General features: G+C 53.9%; 20 protein-coding genes. 13 read left to right on the top strand and 7 right to left on the bottom strand.

Annotated features, from left to right (window positions below; all coding sequences use genetic code 11):
- The first annotated feature begins 3 nt into the window (after nucleotides 1–3).
- Nucleotides 4–945, top strand: a complete 942-nt coding sequence (locus tag MLE19_RS18365) for a LysR family transcriptional regulator (RefSeq protein ID WP_240719567.1) — start codon at nucleotides 4–6, stop codon at nucleotides 943–945.
- On the opposite strand, the gene MLE19_RS18360 is transcribed toward MLE19_RS18365, so the two are convergent.
- Complete coding sequence (locus tag MLE19_RS18360; protein WP_276322496.1) at nucleotides 946–1482, bottom strand: lipocalin family protein; 537 nt, start codon at nucleotides 1480–1482, stop codon at nucleotides 946–948.
- A 176-nt stretch (nucleotides 1483–1658) separates the two neighbouring features.
- Here MLE19_RS18360 and MLE19_RS18355 point away from each other — a divergent pair, with 176 nt between their 5' ends.
- Both MLE19_RS18355 and MLE19_RS18350 read left to right on the top strand, forming a co-directional pair.
- Entirely contained in the window at nucleotides 1659–2087 is a 429-nt protein-coding gene (locus MLE19_RS18355; protein WP_240719566.1) for a secondary thiamine-phosphate synthase enzyme YjbQ, read from the top strand.
- Between the two features lie 78 nt (nucleotides 2088–2165).
- Entirely contained in the window at nucleotides 2166–4424 is a 2259-nt protein-coding gene (locus tag MLE19_RS18350) for a glycosyltransferase (RefSeq protein ID WP_240719565.1), read from the top strand.
- On the opposite strand, the gene MLE19_RS18345 is transcribed toward MLE19_RS18350, so the two are convergent.
- The 3 genes from MLE19_RS18345 to MLE19_RS18335 all read right to left on the bottom strand — a co-directional run bounded on the left by MLE19_RS18345 (nucleotide 4406) and on the right by MLE19_RS18335 (nucleotide 7388).
- Complete coding sequence (locus tag MLE19_RS18345) at nucleotides 4406–5110, bottom strand: TVP38/TMEM64 family protein (protein WP_240719564.1); 705 nt, start codon at nucleotides 5108–5110, stop codon at nucleotides 4406–4408. The two genes, MLE19_RS18350 and MLE19_RS18345, sit on opposite strands and share 19 nt — an antisense overlap.
- Before the next feature lie 76 nt (nucleotides 5111–5186).
- Nucleotides 5187–6125, bottom strand: a complete 939-nt coding sequence (locus MLE19_RS18340) for an ABC transporter substrate-binding protein (protein WP_240719563.1) — start codon at nucleotides 6123–6125, stop codon at nucleotides 5187–5189.
- Nucleotides 6126–6200: 75 nt separating this feature from the next.
- The gene (locus MLE19_RS18335) at nucleotides 6201–7388 is read right to left on the bottom strand and encodes a TauD/TfdA family dioxygenase (RefSeq protein ID WP_240719562.1); all 1188 of its coding nucleotides are present in this window, start codon (nucleotides 7386–7388) and stop codon (nucleotides 6201–6203) included.
- 150 nt (nucleotides 7389–7538) lie between these two features.
- Between MLE19_RS18335 and MLE19_RS18330 the strand changes: the two genes are divergently transcribed.
- The 4 genes from MLE19_RS18330 to MLE19_RS18315 all read left to right on the top strand — a co-directional run bounded on the left by MLE19_RS18330 (nucleotide 7539) and on the right by MLE19_RS18315 (nucleotide 11092).
- Nucleotides 7539–8405, top strand: coding sequence for a LysR substrate-binding domain-containing protein (locus MLE19_RS18330; protein WP_240719561.1), 867 nt, complete (start codon nucleotides 7539–7541; stop codon nucleotides 8403–8405).
- 101 nt (nucleotides 8406–8506) lie between these two features.
- Nucleotides 8507–9955 carry an alanine/glycine:cation symporter family protein gene (locus MLE19_RS18325; protein ID WP_240719560.1) on the top strand — a complete coding sequence of 483 codons (1449 nt, stop codon included), beginning with the start codon at nucleotides 8507–8509 and terminating at the stop codon, nucleotides 9953–9955.
- Nucleotides 9956–10140: 185 nt separating this feature from the next.
- Nucleotides 10141–10749, top strand: a complete 609-nt coding sequence (locus MLE19_RS18320; RefSeq protein ID WP_240719559.1) for an FMN-dependent NADH-azoreductase — start codon at nucleotides 10141–10143, stop codon at nucleotides 10747–10749.
- Between the two features lie 43 nt (nucleotides 10750–10792).
- Nucleotides 10793–11092, top strand: a complete 300-nt coding sequence (locus MLE19_RS18315; protein WP_240719558.1) for an MGMT family protein — start codon at nucleotides 10793–10795, stop codon at nucleotides 11090–11092.
- 104 nt (nucleotides 11093–11196) lie between these two features.
- Here MLE19_RS18315 and MLE19_RS18310 read toward each other — a convergent pair whose 3' ends face one another.
- A complete protein-coding gene (locus MLE19_RS18310) occupies nucleotides 11197–12765 on the bottom strand; it encodes a carbon-nitrogen hydrolase family protein (protein WP_035584172.1) in 1569 nt (522 codons plus the stop codon).
- Between the two features lie 39 nt (nucleotides 12766–12804).
- The gene (locus MLE19_RS18305; protein WP_240719557.1) at nucleotides 12805–13722 is read right to left on the bottom strand and encodes a DMT family transporter; all 918 of its coding nucleotides are present in this window, start codon (nucleotides 13720–13722) and stop codon (nucleotides 12805–12807) included.
- A gap of 160 nt (nucleotides 13723–13882) precedes the next feature.
- On the opposite strand from MLE19_RS18305, the gene MLE19_RS18300 reads away from it, so the two are divergent.
- The 5 genes from MLE19_RS18300 (at nucleotide 13883) to MLE19_RS18280 (ending at nucleotide 22354) form a co-directional block, all read left to right on the top strand.
- Nucleotides 13883–15904 carry an NADPH-dependent 2,4-dienoyl-CoA reductase gene (locus tag MLE19_RS18300; RefSeq protein ID WP_240719556.1) on the top strand — a complete coding sequence of 674 codons (2022 nt, stop codon included), beginning with the start codon at nucleotides 13883–13885 and terminating at the stop codon, nucleotides 15902–15904.
- A 192-nt stretch (nucleotides 15905–16096) separates the two neighbouring features.
- On the top strand, nucleotides 16097–17143 hold the full coding sequence (locus MLE19_RS18295) for a threonine aldolase family protein (protein WP_240719555.1): 1047 nt from the start codon (nucleotides 16097–16099) through the stop codon (nucleotides 17141–17143).
- Nucleotides 17144–17481: 338 nt separating this feature from the next.
- Nucleotides 17482–19404: a PrkA family serine protein kinase gene (locus MLE19_RS18290; protein WP_240719554.1), complete on the top strand. Its 1923-nt coding sequence runs from the start codon at nucleotides 17482–17484 to the stop codon at nucleotides 19402–19404.
- Between the two features lie 51 nt (nucleotides 19405–19455).
- Nucleotides 19456–20745: a YeaH/YhbH family protein gene (locus MLE19_RS18285; protein ID WP_240719553.1), complete on the top strand. Its 1290-nt coding sequence runs from the start codon at nucleotides 19456–19458 to the stop codon at nucleotides 20743–20745.
- 43 nt (nucleotides 20746–20788) lie between these two features.
- Entirely contained in the window at nucleotides 20789–22354 is a 1566-nt protein-coding gene (locus MLE19_RS18280; RefSeq protein ID WP_240719552.1) for a SpoVR family protein, read from the top strand.
- Nucleotides 22355–22453: 99 nt separating this feature from the next.
- Here MLE19_RS18280 and MLE19_RS18275 read toward each other — a convergent pair whose 3' ends face one another.
- Nucleotides 22454–22768 carry a high-potential iron-sulfur protein gene (locus MLE19_RS18275; RefSeq protein ID WP_240719551.1) on the bottom strand — a complete coding sequence of 105 codons (315 nt, stop codon included), beginning with the start codon at nucleotides 22766–22768 and terminating at the stop codon, nucleotides 22454–22456.
- Nucleotides 22769–23094: 326 nt separating this feature from the next.
- On the opposite strand from MLE19_RS18275, the gene MLE19_RS18270 reads away from it, so the two are divergent.
- Entirely contained in the window at nucleotides 23095–23370 is a 276-nt protein-coding gene (locus MLE19_RS18270) for an Lrp/AsnC family transcriptional regulator (protein ID WP_008958975.1), read from the top strand.
- Nucleotides 23371–23395 lie beyond the last annotated feature (25 nt).

Below are 23395 nucleotides of genomic sequence, written 5' to 3'. Positions count from 1 at the left end.
GGTATGGCACATCTGGATGATTTGGCGTTTTTTCAGCATTTAGCGCGGGCAGGGAGCTTAACGGCAACCGCACGGGAACTGGGGCTTTCGCTCTCGGCAGTCAGTAAGCGGCTGAAACTTTTAGAAGCGCGCTTGGGGGTCGAGCTGGCTGCGCGCACCACGCGGCGTTTAACCCTTACCGCGGAAGGCGAACGCTACTTGGCTCGTGGCGCGCTAATTCTAGAGGAGCTTGATGAGCTTGAAAATTCACTGGGAGAGGGAGCGGATCAAGCGCTGAGTGGTCGGCTGCGGGTGAACGCCACCTTTGGTTTTGGTCGACGCCATATTGCACCGCTGCTGTCGCGCTTTTGTGCTGAGCACCCAGAGGTTGAAGGCTGGTTAGAGCTCACCAATTTTCCGCTCAATTTGAGCGATCACGGCTTCGATATTGGTATCCGGGTCGGGGAACCTCCGGAGTCGCGCATAGTCGCACGGCGGATTTTGGCCAATCGACGGGTACTTTGTGCATCGCCTGCTTATATCGCTCAAGCGTCAAGCATTCAAGCACCGGCAGATTTGTTGCAGCACGCCTGTCTAGTGATTCGCGAGAACGATAGTGATTTTCCGCTATGGCGTTTTGAGCACGTGGATCAGCCTGAAAAAGGAGTGACGGTGAAGGTACAGTCGGTGAAAGTCAGCGGCCGCCTAGCCAGTAATGATGGTGAGGTGATTACCCGCTTAGCCTTGGATGGTCACGGTGTCATGCTGCGCTCTTGGTGGGACGTAAACGAGCACCTTGCCAGTGGCGCATTAGTTGAGTTGTTGCCCGGTTGGCAGAGTGTGCGAGCGGACTTTTATGCGGTATATGAGCAACGCAGGCATGTGCCCGCCCGGCTGCGTGCCTTTATTGAGTTTGTTCAGCGCGAAATGGCGGGGCGGGTGTCGATCTTGCCAGAAGGGCGTTAATCAGCGGCTAGGGCAGGCTTCTCCCTGAGTGACGTCGATCAATTCGTCGGTGGGGAAGTCGAGTTCGGCTGCACGCTGGCGAAGGCGTGTTTCTATCGTGCTGTCCATCTCCGGCGTACGTGAAAGTATCCACAGGTAGTCGCGGTTAGGGCCAGCCACTAACGCCCACTGATAGTCATCATCCAGTTTTAGGATGTTATAGCCGCCGTAGAAGGGGCCGAAAAAGCTTACCTTCAAACGACCGACGCTCTCATCATCAATAAAGTAGGCGCGGCCTTCCGCCTCGTCCCACTCCTGCTCTTCCAGGTTGTAACCGCGGTTGATTACCCGCACGCCGTCATCATCGCGCAGGCTGTAAGTGGCGGTCACGCAATCTAGGCCGCGCTCAAAGGAGTGATCCAAACGGGCTATTTCGTACCACTTTCCCAGGTAGCGGTCTAACTCAAAGCCAGTGACGGGCTCGGTGCCATCAGGGATGCCGGTACAACCAGTGAGTAGAGCCATGCTGATGACGCTGCTTCCTAGCACTGTTTTCATTAACGCGCTCCTTGGCGATGGATCATGTTGATCGGCTATCTTAAGTACTGTTTCAAGTACCGTTTCAAGTACTGTGTTAAGGACTATCTTAAGCATTAGCTGACGCTATTTTGCCATACAAGAAGAGCACGCTGGTGAGGACGTGCCACCATTAAACAACAAACAACGGAGTGTTTATGTGGTTTCAACAAGAGATTCATTTCCCCGAAGTGACGCGCGGTTTTCATCTGATTACCGATGATGTGGCGCGGGCGCTGCCGTGTTTAAGCGATTGTCATATCGGTATGTTGCATCTTCAACTGATGCACACCTCTGCATCGTTAACGCTTAATGAAAATACCGACCCAGATGTTCGCCACGATCTAGACGCCTTCTTGCGCCGACTGGTGCCTGAAGATTTGCCCTATTTTCGGCATACGTTGGAAGGCCCTGATGATATGCCAGCCCATGTGGCCGCCAGCCTGCTGGGCACGCAGCTTACCCTAGCGGTGCGCGATGGGCGTTTAGCCTTGGGGACCTGGCAGGGATTATGGTTGGGCGAACACCGTCATCAAGGGGGACCAAGGCGGTTAATCGCTACCTTAAACGGCTGTGAAGCCAGCTAATGTGGGAGCGCCACCTCGGCTCAGCGTTGCTGTATAGTGGCAGTTCCCCCATTTTTAATATTGAAAAAGCGCTTTTAAATGCCTCGACGCTCCTTCTTTCGCCTTTCCCGCCAGCGATGGCTGCGGCTGTTTTTCTACCTTAATCTCGCTCTGGTGGTTGGGCTGATCACGCATCAAATTTGGTTGTACGTGGCAGAGCCTGAGTTTGAGTCGGTGCATACGCTGCAGGTGGCGGATATTCGTGAGGTGTTGTCAGAGCGAACCAACTACCGCTTTGCGGTGGTCGGCAATATCAATAACTCAGTGAGCGTGTTTCAAGATGAGATAGTGCCGCTGATCAATCAGGGTGGCATCGACTTTCTGATTTCGGCAGGTAACGCCGTTAATGGCGGGCGACAAGAGAGCTATCAGGCGATTTATCATAGCTTGGAACAGCTCAATGTTCCTTATCTGCTGACCTATGGTGATAACGAAGATAGTGATTTTGGTAGCTACCTGTTTTATGAATATTTTGGGCCGCACTTTTACTCCTTTGTAGCGGGGGATAGCCACTTTATTTTTTTGGATGGTACGGGCAAATCCTCCACCTCCTGGCAGTTGGATTGGTTATCAAGAGAGCTCGCGGCTTCAGAAGCGCAGCATCGGTTCTTGTTTATTGGTTTACCGCTGCACAATGTGGTCAGCGACGCGCCTTTGTTCGAGGCCGATAACTATCTCAATGACCCTCGCTTGGCCGATGGCATTATGGCCCTGGCCGAGGAGCATGATGTTGATACCGTGTTCTCCGCTAATTTAACGCTCTTTTCACAGCAGACAGTTAACGGGGTGGATTACGTCACCACCGGTGGCGCGGGCGGTATCCTGATTGATGCTGACAGCAGCTTTCATCACTATGTCATCGTCGATGTAGAGGGCGAGAGTGTCGCCATTGCACCGGTGCGTTTAAATGTGGATAGCCCCGGTTGGTGGCGTGTAGTGAGTAGCGTTGGGTCAACGGTTTACGCATTTTTCTACGTCAGCTATACCCGCTTTTTACTGATTGTTGGCTTGCTGACACTGTTAGCGCTGCGTTTATATCGGCTGATTTTTGAAGATCGCGATTACTACCCCGATTTTGATATTGATCCAACGCCTTTCCTGGGTAAATCACTGCGCGTAGCGATGGTTTCCAATAACTATTTCCCGTTTGTTTCGGGGGTGTCGGTGTCGGTAGATCGCTTGCGCAACGGCTTACGCGATCTGGGTCACACCATCCAGCTGTTAGTGCCGCGTTACCGAGAAGCGTGGCAGGACGATAGCGCCATAAAGCGCATTCCGACGCTAATGGCGTTTGGCCAGAAGGACGAGTTCCGGCTAACTAACCCCTTCAGCGTGAGGTTTCGCCGCTGCCTACGGGCATTCAAGCCTGACCTCATTCACGTACATCATCCATTCTGGTTGGGCTCCATGGGGCTGTTTATGGGGCGTCGGCTTAACGTGCCGGTGATTTACACTTACCACACACGTTTAGAGCACTATGCCCATTTTGTGCCGTTGCCGGGGGCGCTGTTTCGTAATTTGATCTCGCACTACCTGATCAAACGCTTCTCTAACCGCTGCCAAGGCGTCATTGTGCCCACCTACTCCGCCGAGGAGTATCTACGCATGATTGGGGTGAAAACGCCTACGTTAGTGCAGCCAACGGGCATTGATATTGAGCGTTTTGCCCACGTTGGGGCCCACGTTGTGGAGAGCGACGTGGAAACGTTACGCGAGCAACTCGGCGTAGACCCTTCACGCAAAATACTGGTCAGCGTCTCGCGGATTAGTAAAGAGAAAAATATTGGCTTTATGCTGGAATCGCTCGCTGAGCTCCAGGCTCAGGGGCACGATGACTTTCAGTTATTGCTGATTGGCGATGGGCCAGATCGTGAGTCTATTCAGCACCAGATCGATACATTAAAACTCACGTCACAGGTCACGCTAGTGGGCGCTGTACCGCCTGATCAGATGTCGCTTTACTATCATCTGGGCGATATATTTGTGTTTGCATCTACCTCTGAAACCCAGGGGATGGTGATTCTTGAGGCGATGTCGGCGGGGCTGCCTGTGGTAGCGGTTCGCTCTAGCGGCATCGATGATGTCGTTCGCCAGGGAGTGAATGGTTTCAAAACACCGCAAAATCGCCAGGCCTGGGGCCAGAAAGTCGTGGCGTTAAAAGATGATACTGAGCTGCGTGAACAACTAGGCAAGCAAGCCAGCCACTTTGCCGAGGAGTTTGATATCGCTAATTTTGCCTCAGCGGTGGCAACTTTTTACGCCGAGGTGCTGGCTAAATATCACTCACCTTCACGGTGAGGCCGTTTTTTTGACGTTTGACGCCGGTTGGCATAGCGCTTAAGCACGACCAACAGGCCAACACCGGCGGCGAGCCCAACGCCTGCCAGGATAAGTTCTTTGGCCGACGCCGCGGTGAACAGTGCGCCTAGCTGGCTACCGAGTAAAATCACCGCTGCTAACCCCGGCACGATGCCCAGGGTAGAGCCGATCATATAGTCGCGAAATTTGAGATGGAAAGCCCCGGCCAGCATATTGGTGAGCGTAAACGGGGCGAGCGGTAGCAGGTTGATGACCGTCATGGTTCGAATGCCGCGCTTCGATAAGTAGCCGGAGAGGCCGCGAAGATGACGCCCGCCATAACGCATCAGCGCCTCACGGCCCAGCCAGTGGCCTACCCAGAAAGACACTACCGATGAAGTCAGCGTTCCCAGGGTGGCGTATGCCAGCCCCCACACCGGGCCAAACAGTAAACCTGTAACGACCACCAGTAGACTCAGCGGAAACATCACCAGCAGGGCGCTGGCATAAGTGGCCATTACCGCGGCGAACATCCAGGGCGCGGTGCGCCACTGGCGGACGACTTGGATCAACTCGCTAAGACGCGCCTGAGTCAGCAGATCGTAGCGCTGCAGTAAGTGCCACATGACACCCAGCAGCGCAACGGCTACCAGCAGGCCAACGCCTTTGATCATTGTCCGCGACATGCCTGCTCCCATCGGCTAAAAAAGCGCTAGCATACGCTAGCCGTCCGATGGGATGAAGGCACGTTTACGCTATGGGTTAGTTATTGAGCTGGGCTTCAATGACTGGCCATGCGGGGTCGCCGTCGGTGGTGGTGACGTCAGCGAGCATGGCTTCGATACGCTCTGGATGGTCGTTAATCCACTGCTCGGCAACATCGGCAAGGTCCTGCTCTTCCTGGCCAAAGGCTTGAATCATCCAGCTCTGCTCTTCAGCGGAGAAGGTGAACTGCTCAAAAAAGGTGACTACATTAGGGTTGGCTTCTGCGTAGTCACTGCTCAGCAGTGTCAGTACGTCGCTTTCGCCGTTGTTCTCACCGAACAGGTTTTCGGGGTCTTCCAAGTAGCGCATCGGTAGTTCAAGGTTCATCCAGTGAGGCGTCCAGCCTACCCAGACAATCGGCTCTTCACGGGAAATTGCGTCCTTTGCGGCGGAAAGCATGCCCACTTCACTGGTATCGACTACTTGCCAGTCGCCTAAGCCCCAGGTGTCGTTATCAATAGCGTTGTGAAGAATCTCGCTGGCGGCAGAGCCCGCGCCAAAGCCGTAGATCTCACCGTCGAACTGTTCGCGATTTTCGTCTAGATCCGCAAAGCTCTGAATACCGCTCTCATAGAGATATTCCGGCACCGCCAGGGTCATTTGTGCACCATCAACGTTATTTGCCACGTCAATCAGTGCACCTGACTCTTTACGGGGATTAAACATTTCCCGCTGTGCGGGCAGCCATGCGCCTAAAAAGGCATCGATATCGCCACTTTCAATACCCTGGTAAATTACCTGCAGGCCGATTTCCTGGGTGCTGGTTTCGTAGCCCAGTGGGTTCAATAGCTGCTCAGCAATGGCGGTTTTTACCGTGATGCCGGGCCAGGCGGGGACACCGAAATCGAGGGTTTGGTCATCCGCTTGAGATGCCGCCGAGAACAGCGCAGTGGTGGCGAGTGCGATGCCTGAGGCGAGAGGTTTAAGATGGGTCATACGATCTCCTTGCTAGGTTTTTATACGATAGGTTTTTATGTGATAGATGTTGTTGTTAGATAAACAATGGCCGCGCTAAACATTGCGAGCAAGCACGCGAAGGCGTGAGGCCAGCATATCGCGGTCTAAATAGGTGCCCTGCAAATGGCGTGCGCCGCTGTTGGGGTCGAACTCGCGACGTCCGTGAAGTACTCGGCGATTATCAAACGCAATCATCTGCCCAGGGCGAAGAGAGAACTCCAATTGATGCGCTTCGCTGTGAAATAGCTTCCAGAGTAGGGCGTAGGCGCTGTACCAGGCATCCATTTGCTCTACCGGCAGGTGAAGGGCGTCGCGAATCCAGTTATTCAAGCGCATCTCAACCAGGTTACCTTCGCTATCCAGGGTGATCACCGGTGCTCGCATTGAAATATCGTGGCTCTCATCCTGAAAGCGAAAATCGATCGGTGTCTCGCTGAGAATGGCGAGCGCCGCCGGGTCTTGCTTGCGCAGCGCTTCTACAACCCGCGCACCATCGGCAAACAGCGATTCGCCGCCGCTGGCTTCGTTTTGCAGGCAGTAGAGCAACTGAATATCCGGCGGTTGGCGCCAGTTGGGCAGATCGATATGCAGCGGCAACCCGACCGCAGTATAAGCCGCGTTATTGGGATTGGGTTTGGAGCGCACATCGAAGCGGGCGCCAAAGTTGGTGGCGCGCAGTGGCCCAATGCGTTCAGCTAAACGGCTCACTTCCTCTTCTGCTAAGGGGCCATCCGTTAGCAGTGCCAGGCCATCGCGTAACATGGCGGTGAGCCAGGCCTTCTCGCCTTGGGGTGTTAAAAAGACGCTATGACGGATGCGCTCAGGGGCAAAATTATCGTCCCATGGCGTGTTACTGGGTACGGCTGACGTCAGGCTCGCTTCTGGGCGGCGTTGATACAGCCAGCCGCTATGAAACGCGCTGACATGACCATCCTGCCAATTCAGGTGTAAGTGGCCATCCAGTAGCGTAACGCTGGGCGGCTCAGAAATCGCTTCAAGCGGCAGGTAGAGCCTTTCCCTGGTCTGAGGATGACGGCAGGCTTGGCAGGCGCAGTGATCGCGCAGCCAGAGCAGCGGCAGGGTAGTCTGCTGACCATCTTGCCATTCAAGTGCAACGCCCTGTGGGGCGAGCGTCGCTTGAGTCAGGGCAGGACCGGTGTGATAAGGGGTTAGTTCACCCATTTCTGGGGCTTGAGCAGGGTTTGTTGTTGGTGTGGTTATCGGCTGTACTGCGCTGTTCATTAAAACTCCGAATTGCTCCCTTAACGGCAATGCCAGATGGCTGTGTGTCAGGGTGTGCTTAAGTGCTAACAAGGATGAGGAGTAGCGGCGCCAGTGACAAACGATTAATCTGACCCCTAAGACATCGTTTTATTTATAGGTTGCTTTTTCATGAGTCAATTACCGCCATTACTATGGCTGCAAGCCTTTGAGTCCGCAGCCCGTACGTTGAGTTTTACCGCGGCAGGTAATGAGCTAGGCGTCACCCAGGCAGCGATCAGCCAGCGGGTTAGGTTGTTGGAGGACCGGGTGGGGCAGAAGTTGTTTGTACGCCATGCGCGCAGCTTAACGCTCACCCCAGCTGGGCAAGCGTGGCTGCCGAGTATTCACGATGCCTTTGTGCGTATTAGCGAAGGTACTCTAGAGGTGTTTGGCAGTACATCGGAGCAGCCGGTCACGCTGCGCGCTACGCCTGCCATTCAGCAGTCGTGGTTGGCGCCCCGGTTAATTGCCTTTCATCGCGCTCACCCGCAGGTGGCGATTCGCGTAGTGAGCGCTATCTGGCCCGATGACTTTGGCCCAGAAGGCGCGGATATCGAGATTCGTTATGGCAAAGGGGAGTGGACGGGCATCGAGATGCAGCCCCTCGGCGAGGAGCAACTGTTACCTGTTTGCTCGCTGGCATTGGCGGAAAAGCTGATCACTCCTGATTATTTGGCCGGTCATACGCTACTGCAAGCGGTGGGGTTTGGAGTAGGTTGGCCCGGGTGGCTACAAGAGGCTGGCTTTGCCCATTTGGAGGCGCAGTGCTGGTCTCTCACCTGCGATAATCAGGTCATGACGTTAGCACTTGCTAGTCAGGGTGGCGGCATTGCGCTAACGCATCGACGCTTGATGGAGCAGCGTAACGATTTAGTGGCCCCTTTTGATATCAGTGTACCCAGCGAAGAGCGCTTTTGGTTGGTGCGGCCAAGCCGACGCCATATTAGCGAGGAGACCGCATTAGTGTGGCAGTGGTTATGCAATTCAATGGGCTAAGTGGTTATTGCTGTTCGAACAGGTTTTTACCAATTTTCTTGCCATTTTGGTGCAGCCGTGAAGAATGATGCGCCTTCATTGTTTAAAAAAGGCGTGTTTTCATGGACTTCTCTCTTCCTCCGCTGCTGACATCGCTGGTTGATCGCGGTAATGGTTTGCTGTGGGGCAGCGTGCTGATTTATCTGCTGATAGGCGCTGGTCTCTACTTCACGGTGATGACGCGCGGTATTCAAGTGCGCTACTTCGGCCATATGTTTAAGCTGCTGCGCAGCTCCCGGCAATCAAACGGTGGCATCTCTTCGTTTCAAGCGCTCTCCACCAGTCTGGCGGCCCGTGTAGGTACCGGTAACTTGGCGGGTGTCGCGGTGGCTATCTATTTTGGTGGCCCAGGAGCGATTTTCTGGATGTGGATGACTGCGATGGTCGGGATGGCGACCAGCTTTGTGGAGTCCACGCTGGCTCAAGCGTATAAAACGGATCACGGCGATAACACCTTCCGTGGCGGCCCAGCCCGCTATATAGAGCGTGGCCTGGGCTTACGCTGGCTGGCTATGCTGTTCTCGATCTGCTTGATTATTGCCTTTGGGTTGGCATTTAACAGTGTGCAGGCCAACTCCATCGCCCAGGCCATGGAACAGGCATTTGCGATTCCGACTTGGGCCATGGGATTAGCTTTAATGGCTGTTGTGGCGCCAATCATCTTTGGGGGCTTGAAGTCGATAGCCAAGGTAGCTGAACTCGTTGTACCGCTTATGGCGCTGCTTTACCTGGTGCTGGCGCTGGTTGTCGTAGGTTTGAATATTAGCGACTTACCCGCGGCGATCATGACCATTGCACGCAGTGCGTTTGGCCTTGAGCAGGCAGCCGGTGGGGCCGTAGGTTACGCGGTTTCTCAGGCGATTATGAATGGCATTCAGCGCGGTCTATTTTCCAATGAAGCGGGCATGGGCTCGGCACCCAATGCGGCGGCGACTGCTTCCACACGACCGGATCATCCTGCTGCCCAAGGCTTTATTCAGATGCTCGGGGTATTTCTGGATACGCTGGTAATCTGCACTGCCACGGCGGCCATCATCATTATGGCTGGGCCAGAGCTGATGGCGGGGGATGAGAACAATGGTATTCAGTTGACACAAATGGCGCTGTCTAGCCATGTGGGTGATTGGGGCGGCATGTTTATCGCGGTGGCGATTCTGCTGTTCGCGTTTACCTCGGTGATTGCCAACTACTCCTACGGTGAATCCAACATCGAGTACCTGGCTGGGCGTCGCGCGCCTGTCGCGGTACTGGTTTATCGCTTGGCGGTCCTGGCGATGATTATGGTCGGTTCGGTGGCAAGCCTGGGCGCAATCTGGAACTTTGCCGACCTCTCTATGGGGATGATGGCCATTATTAACCTGGTCGCCATTCTACTGCTGTCTCCGGTGGCTTTCTCACTGTTTCGCGACTACGAAAATCAGTTGAAAGCGGGTAAAGAGCCGGTGTTTGACCCAAGCCGTTTTCCCAAGCTGGTCAATAAGGTTGATCCGAAGGCGTGGCCAAAGAAATAATTGAGTGATAGCTAGTTAAAGCACTATCAAACCCCCGCCGCGTATTAATACGTTGCGGGGTTTTTAATTGGCCGCTGCATAATTCGATTTAATCGAATACAAATCGGAAAAGGTTGCGCTTTTGCTTCTTGGAAAGCGCCGTAGAATAGCCTCCAATTCTTCCCTATACCATTTTGGAGCTTTCAATGACGACCCGTGCCCTGGTTATTACCTCTTCTATTCTGGCTGAGAACGGCCAATCCAATGCGCTGGCTAATCGCTTTATCGAGCAGTCTAACGCTCGTGATGGGGTCGAGATCACCCAGCGTGACGTAGTGAAAAACTCGCTGCCCCACCTGGATATTAGCGAACTAGGTGCTTGGCAAGTAGCGGCCGCAGAGCGTACTGCCGAGCAGCAGGCGTTAGCCGCCCGCTCAGATGAACTACTGGCGGAATTTCTCGGCAATGATGTGTTGGTTATTGCAGTGCCGATGTATAACTTGGGCATTCCTTCACAGTTGAAAGCATGGTTTGACCGTGTATTACGTGCTGGCGAAACGTTTCGCTATACCGAAACTGGCCCGCAAGGGTTGGTGGAAGGCAAGCGCGCTATTATCCTGGCTGCACGTGGTGGTCAGTACGCAGGCACCGAGTTTGATAGCCAAACACCCCACCTGAAAGCCATGCTCGGGCTGATGGGCATTAAAGACACCCATGTGGTCTATGCTGAAGGTTTGAACATGGGTGAGCAGCACCGCGACGCTGCGCTCAAAGAAGCCTTCCAGGCAATTGATCAACTGGTTGAGGGGCTTTAAGCACGTTCAGAAGCGTTCTCAAGGAACTAAAGGAAAATGTCACATGGCCCGGCCTGAATTACTCGAACAGATCTACACCATTGTCGATCAAATTCCGCCAGGACGTGTGACGACCTATGGCCGCATTGCCGCGATGACTGAAGGTGCCATCCCACGCATGGTAGGTTCGGCGATGCGCCACCTGCCGGATGGCCATCAGTTGCCCTGGCACCGTGTTATCGCATCGTCATTAAAGCTTGCCGACCACGGCGGCGCAGAGCGCCAACACCGAAAGTTGCGTGATGAAGGGGTGTTGTTTGATGCTAAAGGTCGAGTGCCAGCGCACCTCGTCTGGCCTGATTGAACTCATCGATATTTTTATGTTTATTTCTAATAACAACGCCGCCCAATTGGGCGGCGTTGTTGTATCTATGAATGGCGTTGGTGAGTCTTCTCACGATTCACGATTCAATCCTCCAAATTAGCTCCCGATTTCCACGACCAGTCGCGCCAGCGTAGATCAAACAGATCCTTGCGGCGGTCTTTAAGGTTGGTCACGGAGCCTTCAGCACGCACCACCGTTAAGCGGGTTAGATCCAAGTCCGAAAAGAAGATCATCTCAGTGTTAGGCGTGGTTTCCGCCAGCACCGCATCGTGGGGGAAGGCGAAGTCAGACGGCGAGAATACCGCTGATTGCGCGTACTGGATATCCAGGTTTTCAATCGAGGGCAGGTTGCCGACGCTGCCGCAGAGTACTACGTAGCACTCGTTCTCAATTGCCCGCGCCTGACTGCAATGACGCACCCGCAGGTAGCCGTTTTTGGTATCCGTCCAGAAGGGCACGAACAGAATGTCCATATCCTGGTCGGCCAGCAGGCGGCCAAGTTCTGGGAACTCCACGTCGTAGCAGATCAGGATGCCTACGCGCCCTGCGTCGGTATCAAATACCTGTAGCTCATCGCCGCCCTCGATTACCCAGTCTCGGCGCTCTTGAGGGGTAATGTGCAGCTTGGCCTGGCGCTCAACGGTGCCGTCGCGGTGGAACAGGTAGGCGATGTTGTAGAGTCGGTCATCGTCACCCACTTCGATCATCGAGCCGCCGACAATATTAATATTGTAGGAGACTGCCATGCGCGAAAGCTCAGTCTTAAAGCGCTCGGTGAAACCGGCCAAGAAGCGAATCGCGCCCATTTGATCCTGTTGAGCGGCGCGGTCTTGAAGGCCCATCAAAGGCGCGTTAAACAGCTCTGGAAATACCGCAAAGTCACTCTGGTAGTCGGAGAGCGCGTCGACGAAGTATTCAATCTGCTGAAGCGCGGCTTCCACCGATGAGAACTCACGCATCTGCCACTGCACAGCACCGACACGTACTTGGGTCGGCTTGTTGTCGAGCACGCTGGCCGCAGGCTCAAACAGAATGTTATTCCACTCAAGCAGGGTGGCGTAACCGCGCGACTGCTCATCTTCCGGTAGGTATTTGCGCAGTAGGCGCTTTACCTGAAAGTCATTGGCCTGCTGGAAAGAGAGAATCGGGTCGTAGATCTCTTTGCGGGAGACTTTATCGATGTATTGAGCGGGCGTGAGCTCATCGGCGTGCTGGTGATACTCAGGAATCCGCCCACCGGCCAGGATCGCCCGCAGATTCATGGAGCGGCACAGCTCTTTACGCGCTTCGTAAAGGCGGCGGCCCAGGCGGTAGCCCCGGTAGTCCGGGTGAATCAGCACATCCAGCCCATACATGGCGTCGCCATCCTCGTCGTTGAGGATGATCTCGCGATGGCCGATCAGGTCATCGTACTTATGCGGGTTGGAGAATTCGTCGTAATCCACCTGAACCGTCAGTGCTACGCCGACCAGAAGGCCGTCATCTTCAATGGCGATTTGGCCGTCAGGGAATTCCTGAATCAATTTGTCAATGGTGTGCTTCGGCCATGACCCGCCGATATCGTGATAGACGGCGTCCATCAATGTCTTGAGCTGATCGTAGTCATCGCTCATTAGGTTGCGCAGATTAAGATGCAGTTCTTCCAGGGACATATCAGGGCTTCCCAGCGTCAGAAATAAACAACCATTCTATCATTGTTGGGCGTTGCTCGGCTTATCGGAGGTTAAACCACGTGCTAACGGGCGTGTTAGCGTCTGCGCCATGATGACCCCTGCTAAAATCAGTAGCCCGCCAGCAAAGTGAAAGCCAGCCACACGCTCACCTAAAAAGATCATGGCAATGATGGCACTAAATAGCGGCATCAAGTTGATAAAAATACTCGACTGATTAGCGCCGATTTGACGTACTGCGCGCATCCATAAAAAGGTGGTGATCACAGAGGCGGGGATGCCCGCGTAAACAATCAGCCCGATGTTTTGGCTATCAATGGGCGTCATTGGCCCCATCAAATAGGGCGGTAGCAAGAACAGCACGGCAAAACAGACCTGGGCATAGAGCATCACCCAGGGGGGTAAGTTCATCGACCAGCGCTTGAGCATCACGCCATACAGCGCATAGCAGGTTGCCGCCACCACCATCAGCGCATCGCCCAGCGCGACCTGTAGGTGCAGCAGTGAGAGCGGATTGCCACGCCCCAGCAGCACGGTGACACCCACGAAAGCCAGCACACCGCCCAAAATGCCGCCTAATGTCGGCGGCTCACGTAGTATCAGCGCACTAAGCAGTACGGTTAACAGCGGCACCATGGCGGCAAGAATGCCCATATTAGTGGCGGTCGTGGTTTCCGCCGCCACGTAGGCAAGCCCCTGCCATAGCCCCATGCCAAGCAACCCCAGTAACGCAAGCTTTGGCCATTGTCGGCGAATCTCGTCGCGGTGGCGGATGACAGCTGGGAGCACAAACGGGGTCATTACCGCGAGCGCTAGTAGCCAGCGTAAAAAAGCAATGCTGCTCGGAGCAATGGCGCCTACGCTAAGCTGATTTATGGTCATATTGCCCGACCATATAAGAACGGTGGCGAGCGGCGGTAAAAAGTAAATCAAAGGCATAGCAACGGTTCCTTATCGTTAGCCGGGTAATGTGACGCGGATTTGTACGCCGGGCAAGCGGTAGGCAAAAGATCTGAGGGCTATACGTGATGCTCAAGATGTCATACGCTTGTTTGAATTTGTTTTTAAAGCACATCTAATAAAACCAAGGAGGCCCGTGATGAGCCAAACGCCTGCATACCCGAATCTGTTTAGTCCACTGACCATTGGCCATCTAACGCTGCCCAACCGGGTCTTAATGGGCTCAATGCACACTAATTTGGAAGAGGCGCCGAATGGCTTTGCCCGCTTGGCTGCTTTTTACGCTGAGCGGGCGCGGGAGGGCGTTAGCCTAATCGTTACTGGCGGTATCGCGCCAAATCCAGAGGGCGCGGTTTTTCAGGGGGCCAACGCGCTTGTTGACCAAGCGCAGTTGCCGGAACACCGTGAGGTAGTTGACGCGGTGCATGCAGAGGGTGGCCATCTGTGTATGCAGATTCTCCATGCTGGGCGTTACGCCTACTCGCCGGACTTAGTGGCCCCTTCGGCGATTCAAGCACCCATTAATCCTTTTATGCCTCGGGCATTGAGCAGCGATGACGTCGAGCAGCAAATAGCCGACTACGTTCGTTGTGCCAGCCTTGCGCAGCAAGCGGGCTACGACGGCGTAGAAATAATGGGGTCTGAAGGTTACCTGATTAATCAGTTTATCTGCCAGCGGACCAACCAGCGAGACGATAAGTGGGGCGGCGTATTTGAAAACCGTATGCGCTTTGCCGTTGAGATCGTGCGCCGTGTGCGGGAGGCGGTGGGTGACCGTTTTGTGATTATCTTCCGGCTCTCGATGATTGATCTGGTGGAAGAGGGCAGCACCTGGGAAGAGGTTGTCACCCTTGGTCAAGCGATTGAAGCCGCTGGCGCTAACGTCATCAACACTGGCATCGGCTGGCATGAAGCACGGGTGCCCACCATTGTCACCAGCGTACCTCGCGCCGCCTTTACTGAAGTAACGCATCGCATCAAATCAGCGCTATCGATTCCATTGATTACCACCAACCGCATTAATATGCCGGACATCGCCGAGCGCGTACTGGCAGCAGGCCACGCCGATATGGTCTCCATGGCGCGGCCCTTCCTGGCGGACCCAGCCTGGGTGAGTAAAGCTCAGGCAGGCCTAGCGGATGAGATCAACACTTGTATCGCCTGCAACCAAGCCTGCCTTGATCACACCTTTGCCGGAAAACTGACGTCTTGCTTGGTTAATCCCCGCGCCTGTCACGAAACCGAGCTGGTGATCGAGGCCGCGGTAACCCCCAAAAGAGTGGCGGTGGTGGGCGGTGGCCCTGCGGGCCTGGCAACCGCTGTCACCGCGGCCAGCCGTGGGCATAGCGTGGTGCTGTTTGAGCGGCGCAGTGAGCTGGGCGGGCAGTTCAACTATGCACGTAAGATCCCTGGCAAAGAGGAGTTTAATGAAACACTGCGCTATTACCGGGTAATGCTTGAAAAATATGCGGTAGAGGTACGCTTGAATACCACGGCAACGATTGAATCACTTGCCGACTTCGATGAAGTGGTGCTGTCCACCGGTGTTCAACCACGCGAACTCACGCTTCCAGGTCACGATCACGCTAAGGTGCTCAGCTACGCCGAAGCGATTGAGTCTCCAGAGCGCGTCGGGCGCACAGTAGCGGTGATTGGCGCGGGGGGCATTGGCTTTGATGTATCGGAACTGCTGGCGCACCAGGGCCACCCAGCGTTGGATATTGCTGATTGGTGCGATGAGTGGGGCGTTGATTTGGCAGTTGGCGAACGGGGCGGTTTAAAAGCGCCGACGCCGCCAGTGGTTCCCCGCGAGATTGTGATGCTGCAGCGTAAAACTTCCAAGCCCGGCAAGTATTTGGGTAAAACCACCGGCTGGGTTCATCGCGCATCGCTTAAAGCGCGCGGTGTCACCACGCTAACGGGCTGCGAATATCTCAAAATCGATGATGCCGGTTTGCATATTCGCCGTGATGACACCGATCAGGTGCTTGAGGTGGATAGCGTGGTGGTGTGTGCCGGACAGGAATCGGTGCGTGATCTGCTGGCGCCATTAGAGCTTTCGGGAACGGCGGTACATATTATCGGTGGCGCGGATGAAGCCAGCGAGCTGGACGCCAAGCGGGCGATTGAGCAGGGCACTCGATTGGCGGCGAGCTTGTAAAGAAAGAGCATAAGGGCGGTTTGATAAGTAAGTGCTTAAAAGCGCAGGTGACGTTAACCCATAAATGGCGATAGACTAAATGTCCTGTTATTAAGGGATTTCTTGGCCTGGCTATTAAGCATAGCTAAGCATTAAAGGCACTGGTGGCACCCAGCCTGTGCCGTAAGATCGCCAGATATAAGGATAATCGTCATGACCTCGGAGTGTAGCCCGCGTTTTTTAGCCAGTGATAACACCTCCGGTATCTGCCCGGAGGCGATGGAATATCTGCTTGAAGCAAATCGTAGCGATGATTTGGCATACGGTAACGATCTCTGGACAGCCCGTGCAGCGGATCGCTTCCGCGAGATGTTTGATTATGATTGCGATGTCTTTTTTGTTTTTAACGGTACTGCCGCCAACTCACTGGCACTTTCGGCAATGGGGCGTAGCTACCACAGTGTTATTTGTCATGAGCTGGCGCATATCGAAACCGACGAGTGCGGTGGTCCTGAATTTTTCTCTAACGGCGCGAAGCTGCTGACCTCCCCAGGTGCTAATGGCAAGCTGACACCGGAAGGTATTGAAGCGCTGGTCACCAAGCGCAGCGACATTCACTACCCCAAGCCTAAAGTGGTATCACTGACTCAAGCCACCGAAGTAGGCACGCTCTACTCCCGCGAAGAGCTGATGGCCATTCGTGCCATTGCCGACAAACATGACCTGCGCCTGCATATGGACGGCGCCCGCTTTGCCAATGCCTGTGCAAGCTTGAATGCTACGCCTGCCGAACTTACCTGGCAGGTAGGGGTGGACGCACTGTGTTTTTCGGGTACCAAAAACGGCTTGGCGTTCGGTGAGGCAATTCTGTTCTTCAACCGAGAGCTGGCCGAAGACTTCTCTTACCGTTGTAAGCAGGCGGGGCAGTTGGCTTCCAAGATGCGCTTTGTCTCAGCGCCCTGGCTAGGATTGCTGGAAAGCGGTGCCTGGTTAACGAATGCGCAGCACGCCAATGCCATGGCGCGATATTTATCGGAAGGCTTACAGGCGCTGCCCGGCGTGTCGTTGATGTTTCCTACTCAGGCCAACAGTGTGTTCGTTGAATTACCCCCCTCGGCCATTGAAGCGTTGAAAGACAAAGGCTGGACCTTCTATACCTTTATCGGCGCAGGCGGTGCCCGTTTTGTATGTGCATGGAACACCACCGTTGAATTACTTGATGAGCTATTGGCCGATATTCGCGACGTGATTGAACGTTAAAGCGACGATTTACTCCTGTTTAGGGTCGCTGCTATTTACCTTCCCCCTTACCTTCCCCGGCCTTACCACGGCGCTGCTTAACCAGCGGCGTGGTAGTTGGCGCTGTCATTTGCAACGAATCGCAACGAAGCCGGTACCGCTATTTTCGATGCTTGCGGGTTCAACGCAACTAATCTCCTGAATAATTCTCTTACCTATATCGCTGCTGCGTTGAAGGTTTTAGTCATCACTTTTTGCTAATGCTGACTACGCTAAAAAAGCGACACCTCGTTTGGCACACCGTTGCGAAACACTTGGCTTGGCGGTGACTGCCTGGGGATGGGCCACAGGAGAGTTCCATGAGCATCTTTGATCACGTTCAAGACCGATTTGCCCGCGTTCAGCAAGAGGACATAAGCCTTGAGGAGTATCTGGCGCTTTGTCGCCGAGACCCGAAAGTGTATGCCAGCGCCGCCGAGCGCATGCTGGAAGCCATTGGCGAACCTGAAGTGATCGACACGGCGAAAGACCCGCGTCTATCACGTATCTTTTCCAATAAAGTGATTCGCCGCTACCCTGCCTTTGCTGAATTTCATGGTATGGAGGAGGCGATCGAACAGATCGTTGCCTACTTCCGCCATGCGGCCCAGGGGCTTGAAGAGCGCAAACAGATCCTCTACCTGCTAGGCCCAGTGGGCGGTGGTAAATCGTCCCTCGCTGAGCGTCTTAAACTGTTAATGGAACGGATTCCGTTTTATGCCATTAAAGGCTCGCCGGTCTACGAGTCACCGCTGGGCCTGTTCTCGCCCGAAGAGGATGGCGAGCTGCTGGAGAAAGAGTACGGCATTCCTCAGCGTTATTTACGCAGCGTGATGTCGCCCTGGGCGGCGAAACGGCTGAAAGAGTACGGCGGCGATATCTCCCAGTTCCGCGTCGTGCGCCTCTATCCATCACGGCTTAATCAAATTGCCATTTCCAAAACCGAGCCGGGGGATGAGAACAACCAGGATATCTCGTCACTGGTCGGTAAAGTCGATATTCGCCAGTTAGAGCTCTACTCCCAGGATGACCCAGATGCCTACAGCTTTTCCGGGGGGTTATGCCGTGCCAACCAGGGGCTGATGGAGTTTGTGGAGATGTTCAAAGCGCCGATCAAGGTGCTGCATCCACTGTTAACGGCGACCCAAGAGGGCAACTACAATCCTACCGAAGGCATGGGGGCGATCCCCTTTGACGGGGTGATATTAGCGCACTCCAACGAATCAGAGTGGCAGGCGTTTCGCAATAACCGCAATAACGAAGCCTTCCTTGATCGGGTCTATATCGTCAAGGTGCCTTACTGCCTGCGCGTATCCGAAGAGGTTAAAATTTATCAGAAATTGCTCGAAGACTCTTCGCTTAATGCTGCCCCTTGTGCGCCGGATACGATGCGTATGCTGGCGCAGTTCTCGGTGCTGTCGCGGTTAAAAGCGCCGGAAAACTCCAATATATACTCGAAAATGCGCGTATATGACGGTGAGAACCTAAAGGACACCGATCCGCGCGCCAAGTCGATTCAGGAGTACCGCGATGCAGCAGGAGTGGATGAGGGGATGCAGGGGCTCTCTACCCGCTTTGCGTTCAAGATTCTCTCCAAAGTCTTCAACTTTGACAGCACCGAAGTGGCCGCCAACCCAGTGCATCTGCTCTACGTGCTGGAGCAAGCGCTGGAGAGAGAGCAGTTGCCCTCTGAAGTATTTGAGCGCTATCTAGGCTTTATCAAAGAGTTCATGGCGCCTCGTTACGTGGACTTTATTGGTAAAGAGATTCAGACCGCGTATCTCGAATCCTACAGCGAGTATGGTCAAAATATTTTCGACCGCTACGTGACCTACGCGGACTTCTGGATTCAGGATCAGGAGTACCGTGACCACGAAACCGGCGAGCTGCTAAATCGCCAATCGCTCAACGAAGAGCTGGAGAAGATTGAGAAGCCGGCGGGTATCTCCAACCCGAAGGACTTTCGCCATGAGGTGGTCAACTTTGTACTGCGGGCGCGAGCGCAAAATAACGGCATGAATCCAAGCTGGCAGTCCTACGAAAAGCTAAAAGGCGTTATCGAACACAAAATGTTCGCCAACACCGAAGAGCTGCTGCCGGTGATTTCGTTCAATGCCAAGGCTTCCCGTTCGGATCAGAAGAAGCACGAAGACTTTGTGGCACGGATGGTGGATCGTGGCTACACCGAAAAACAGGTGCGGTTGCTTTCTGAGTGGTATCTCCGTGTGCGTAAGTCGCAGTAGTGCATAGCGCTAAATAAAACAGCGCTTTAGAAGAGTATCTAAGGAGGTCGTATGACCTACTTTATAGATCGAAGGCCGAATGCAAAACATAAGAGCGCCGTGAACCGACAGCGCTTTTTAGAGCGCTACCGTAAACATATTAAGCGTTCGGTTGAAGAGGCCGTTAACCGACGCTCTATTACCGATATGGAGCGTGGCGAGAAAATCTCTATCCCCGCGAAGGATATCTCAGAGCCTGTATTCCAGCATGGCCCGGGCGGGGCGCGTAATATCGTTTCACCCGGCAACAAAGAGTTTGTTGCCGGGGATAAGATTCGCCGCCCCAGCGGGCAGGGTGGGGGTAGCGGTGCAGGCGAAGGTGGAGCCTCTAACCAGGGGGAGGGCACTGATGAGTTCGCCTTTACGCTCAGTCGTGAGGAGTTCCTGGAGTTTGTTTTTGATGGTCTCGAGTTGCCGCATCTGCAGCGTAAACCCCTGAAGTCGTTGGAAGAGGTCAAAATGGTGCGGGCGGGGCTCTCCCGTGACGGCGTGCCGTCTCGGATTAGCATTACTCGTTCGATGCGGGAAGCCTATGCCCGGCGCATTGCGATGCGTGCGCCTATCAAACGAGCGTTAAAAGAGGCTCAAGAAGCGCTTGAAGCCGAAGAGCGCAAAGACTCGGTGTTGCGCAACCCTACACGTATTATCGAGCTTCAGGCAGAAATAGAGCGGCTGGAAAAACGGATTGCGGGTGTGCCGTTTATTGACACCTATGACCTGCGCTACCACCAGCTAAGTGCACAGCCACAGCCCTCCAATCAGGCAGTGATGTTTTGTGTCATGGATGTCTCTGGCTCGATGACTCAAAACCATAAAGATATCGCGAAGCGCTTTTTTCTGCTGCTGTATCTATTTTTGGAGAAGCACTACGAAAAAGTCGAATTGGTGTTTGTACGTCACCACACGGCGGCCAGGGAAGTTAGCGAGGAGGAGTTTTTCTACTCACGGGAAACTGGCGGCACGATTGTTTCCAGTGCGCTGAACTTGGTCAATACCATCATCGAAAAGCGCTATCCGGTGGGGCAATGGAACCTGTATGTGGCCCAGGCCTCCGATGGCGATAACTGGGACGATGACTCGAATATCTGCCGTGATTTATTGATCAAACAGCTGATGCCGCAGTTGCAATACTACGCTTATGTTGAGATCACTCCTCATGACCATCAGTCGCTTTGGCATGAGTATGAGAGCGTGGTTAAACAGTTTCCTGAGCGCTTTGCGATGCGGCAAATTGTTGAGGCGGGCGATATTTATCCAGTCTTTCGTGAACTGTTTAAGCGCCGCTTAAGCCAGTCGTCATGATCGTATGTAGGCAGACGTGTAGGTCAGAGTAGAGGAGTGGGCTATGAGTGCGACCCGCAAGCGTAAGCCGATTGCCACCGGTTCCGATTGGAACTTCAGTATGCTTGAGCGTTTCGATGCTGAATTGGCTAGGCTTGCCGATGAGTACCGGCTAGATTCCTATCCCAATCAGATTGAAGTCATTACCACCGAGCAGATGATGGATGCCTATGCCAGCGTAGGCATGCCAGTTGGCTATCACCACTGGTCGTTCGGAAAGCAGTTCTTAGCTGTTGAGGGGGCATACAAGCGTGGCCAGATGGGTTTGGCCTATGAGTTGGTTATCAACTCTGACCCCTGCATTGCCTACCTGATGGAAGAGAACACGCTGATGATGCAGGTGCTGGTGATGGCCCACGCCTGTTACGGTCACAACTCCTTCTTCAAGGGCAATTACCTGTTCCGTACCTGGACCGACGCCTCTTCAATTGTCGATTACTTGGTCTTTGCGCGTAAATATATCGCCCAGTGCGAAGAGCGCCACGGCGTGCAGGCTGTCGAGCAACTGCTGGATGCTTGCCATGCCCTGCAAAACTATGGCGTTGATCGCTACAAACGCCCCTCACCTATTTCGGCTGAAGAGGAGTCGAAGCGCCAGGATGAGAGGGAAGCTTACCTACAGACCCAAGTTAATATGCTCTGGAGGACTATTCCCGAATCGCCCGCTGGAATTTCACCACTGCCGGGCAGTCTGCATAGTGACGATGACCCACTAGGTTTGCATAGTGGCGGTCTTTATCCTTCTGAACCCCAGGAGAACTTGCTCTACTTCATTGAAAAAAACGCACCGCTGCTGGCGCCTTGGCAGCGTGAGATTGTGCGAATTGTGCGCAAGTTGGCTCAGTACTTTTATCCCCAGCGGCAAACGCAGGTAATGAATGAGGGCTGGGCGTGTTTCTGGCACTACACGCTAATGAACCGACTCTACGACGATGGCAATGTGGATGAAGGTTTGATGCTGGAGTTTTTGCAGTCTCACGCCGCTGTGATTAACCAGCCAGCCTTTGATAGCCCCCACTTTAGCGGGATCAACCCTTATGCACTGGGCTTCGCAATTTTTATGGATATTAAGCGAATCTGCGAAGCACCCACTGATGAGGATCGTGAGTGGTTTCCTGATATAGCGGGCACGCCATGGCGTGAGACGCTGGAGTTTGCGATGCGCAACTTTAAGGACGAGTCATTTATCCAGCAGTTTCTTTCACCGAAGGTGATGCGTGATCATAAGCTGTTTTTAGTCGTGGATGATGATCAAGTGGAGACCCTTGAAGTCGCAGCGATTCATAATGAGCAAGGCTATCGTCAGGTACGCGAAGCACTCGCTACCCAGTATGCACTATCTGTCCGTGAGCCCAATATCCAGGTAGTTGAAGCGGCTATTCGTGGCGATCGCTCTTTGACGCTTCACCATGTGCAGGATAGTCGTCGTCCGCTGGGGCGAACTGTTTATCCCGTGATTCGGCATCTGCAGCAGTTGTGGGGTTTTCCCGTGCATCTCATCTCGATGGAGGAGGGGCGGGTTACGCGGCGTTTTCACTGGCCGGTTGAGGATGAAAACAGCGTATCTTAACCGCTCTTCTGTGAATGGCTGTGCCATAAAAACAATAACCCCGCGAATGTCGCGGGGTTACTATTAGTGCAGTATTAATCGCTAATACTCGATAGCTGCTTAGCCTTGTGCAGTCCAAGACTGGCACCAGCCTGCGGGCGCTACGCTGTTTTCAGGAAACAGCTGGCAACCCTCTGTCTCTGCATTAAAGAACATGCAGTTATCGCAGCGCTCGCCATCTTCATAAGCAGGGTGATCGCTTGCTTCGCTGGCATCTTCTACGTAGTTAAGTGCCTGGGCGTTGCTCGCGGAAGGATCAAGACGCGGCAGCTCTTGGGCGAAAGCACTCTTGGAAAGAATGCCGACACCCAGTGGAAGGGCGGCAAGGCCCAACATACTGTTGCGCATGAAGTCACGACGGCTTTTATTAGCCATGATTTCTCCTTATCGTCACGGTCTGACGTTTGGTCACGTTTGTCGGGTGGTTATCCACCTCTTAATGCTCCAGATTATTCTAACAGCCGGAGTTCTCAACTACATCTCTATAGCTACATCATCTCTACAGCAACGTCATGTTAATAACGCAAACTCTACTGTTACATGCTAGCGGATGTACAAAGGTTGTGCGAATGGCATGGGGTGTATAGCGACAATTGGTCACGCTGTTGCAGGGTGCTGCGCTTGCTTCCTGGTCGCTGCTATACTCTGCGCAGCTTAAAGACGACTTTTTGTTGCCATTATTTTCTCTTGAGGGGCGCGCTATGCAAAACGCAGTCATTTTAATCAATACCGATAAAGGCCAGGTAAAAGCCGTGGCCGAGCGCCTAGCCGATGTAGAAGGCATCAGTGAAGTTTATTCCACCTGTGGGCGCTACGACTTGGTGGCAATTGCCCGTACCCGTGATTTTGAAAGCTTGGCTGAGCTGGTCACTGAGCGCTTAAATGCTGTTGAGGGTATCAGTGATACCGAAACGCTGAATGCTATGCAGGTGCACTCTCGTCATGATCTCGAAACGATGTTTTCACTGGGTTGGTAGGCTCAAATAGCTATACCACCTCATG

This window comes from Vreelandella neptunia (assembly GCF_022489065.1).
Lineage (GTDB): Bacteria > Pseudomonadota > Gammaproteobacteria > Pseudomonadales > Halomonadaceae > Vreelandella > Vreelandella neptunia_A.
This window is presented reverse-complemented; position numbering and strand designations above follow the sequence as displayed.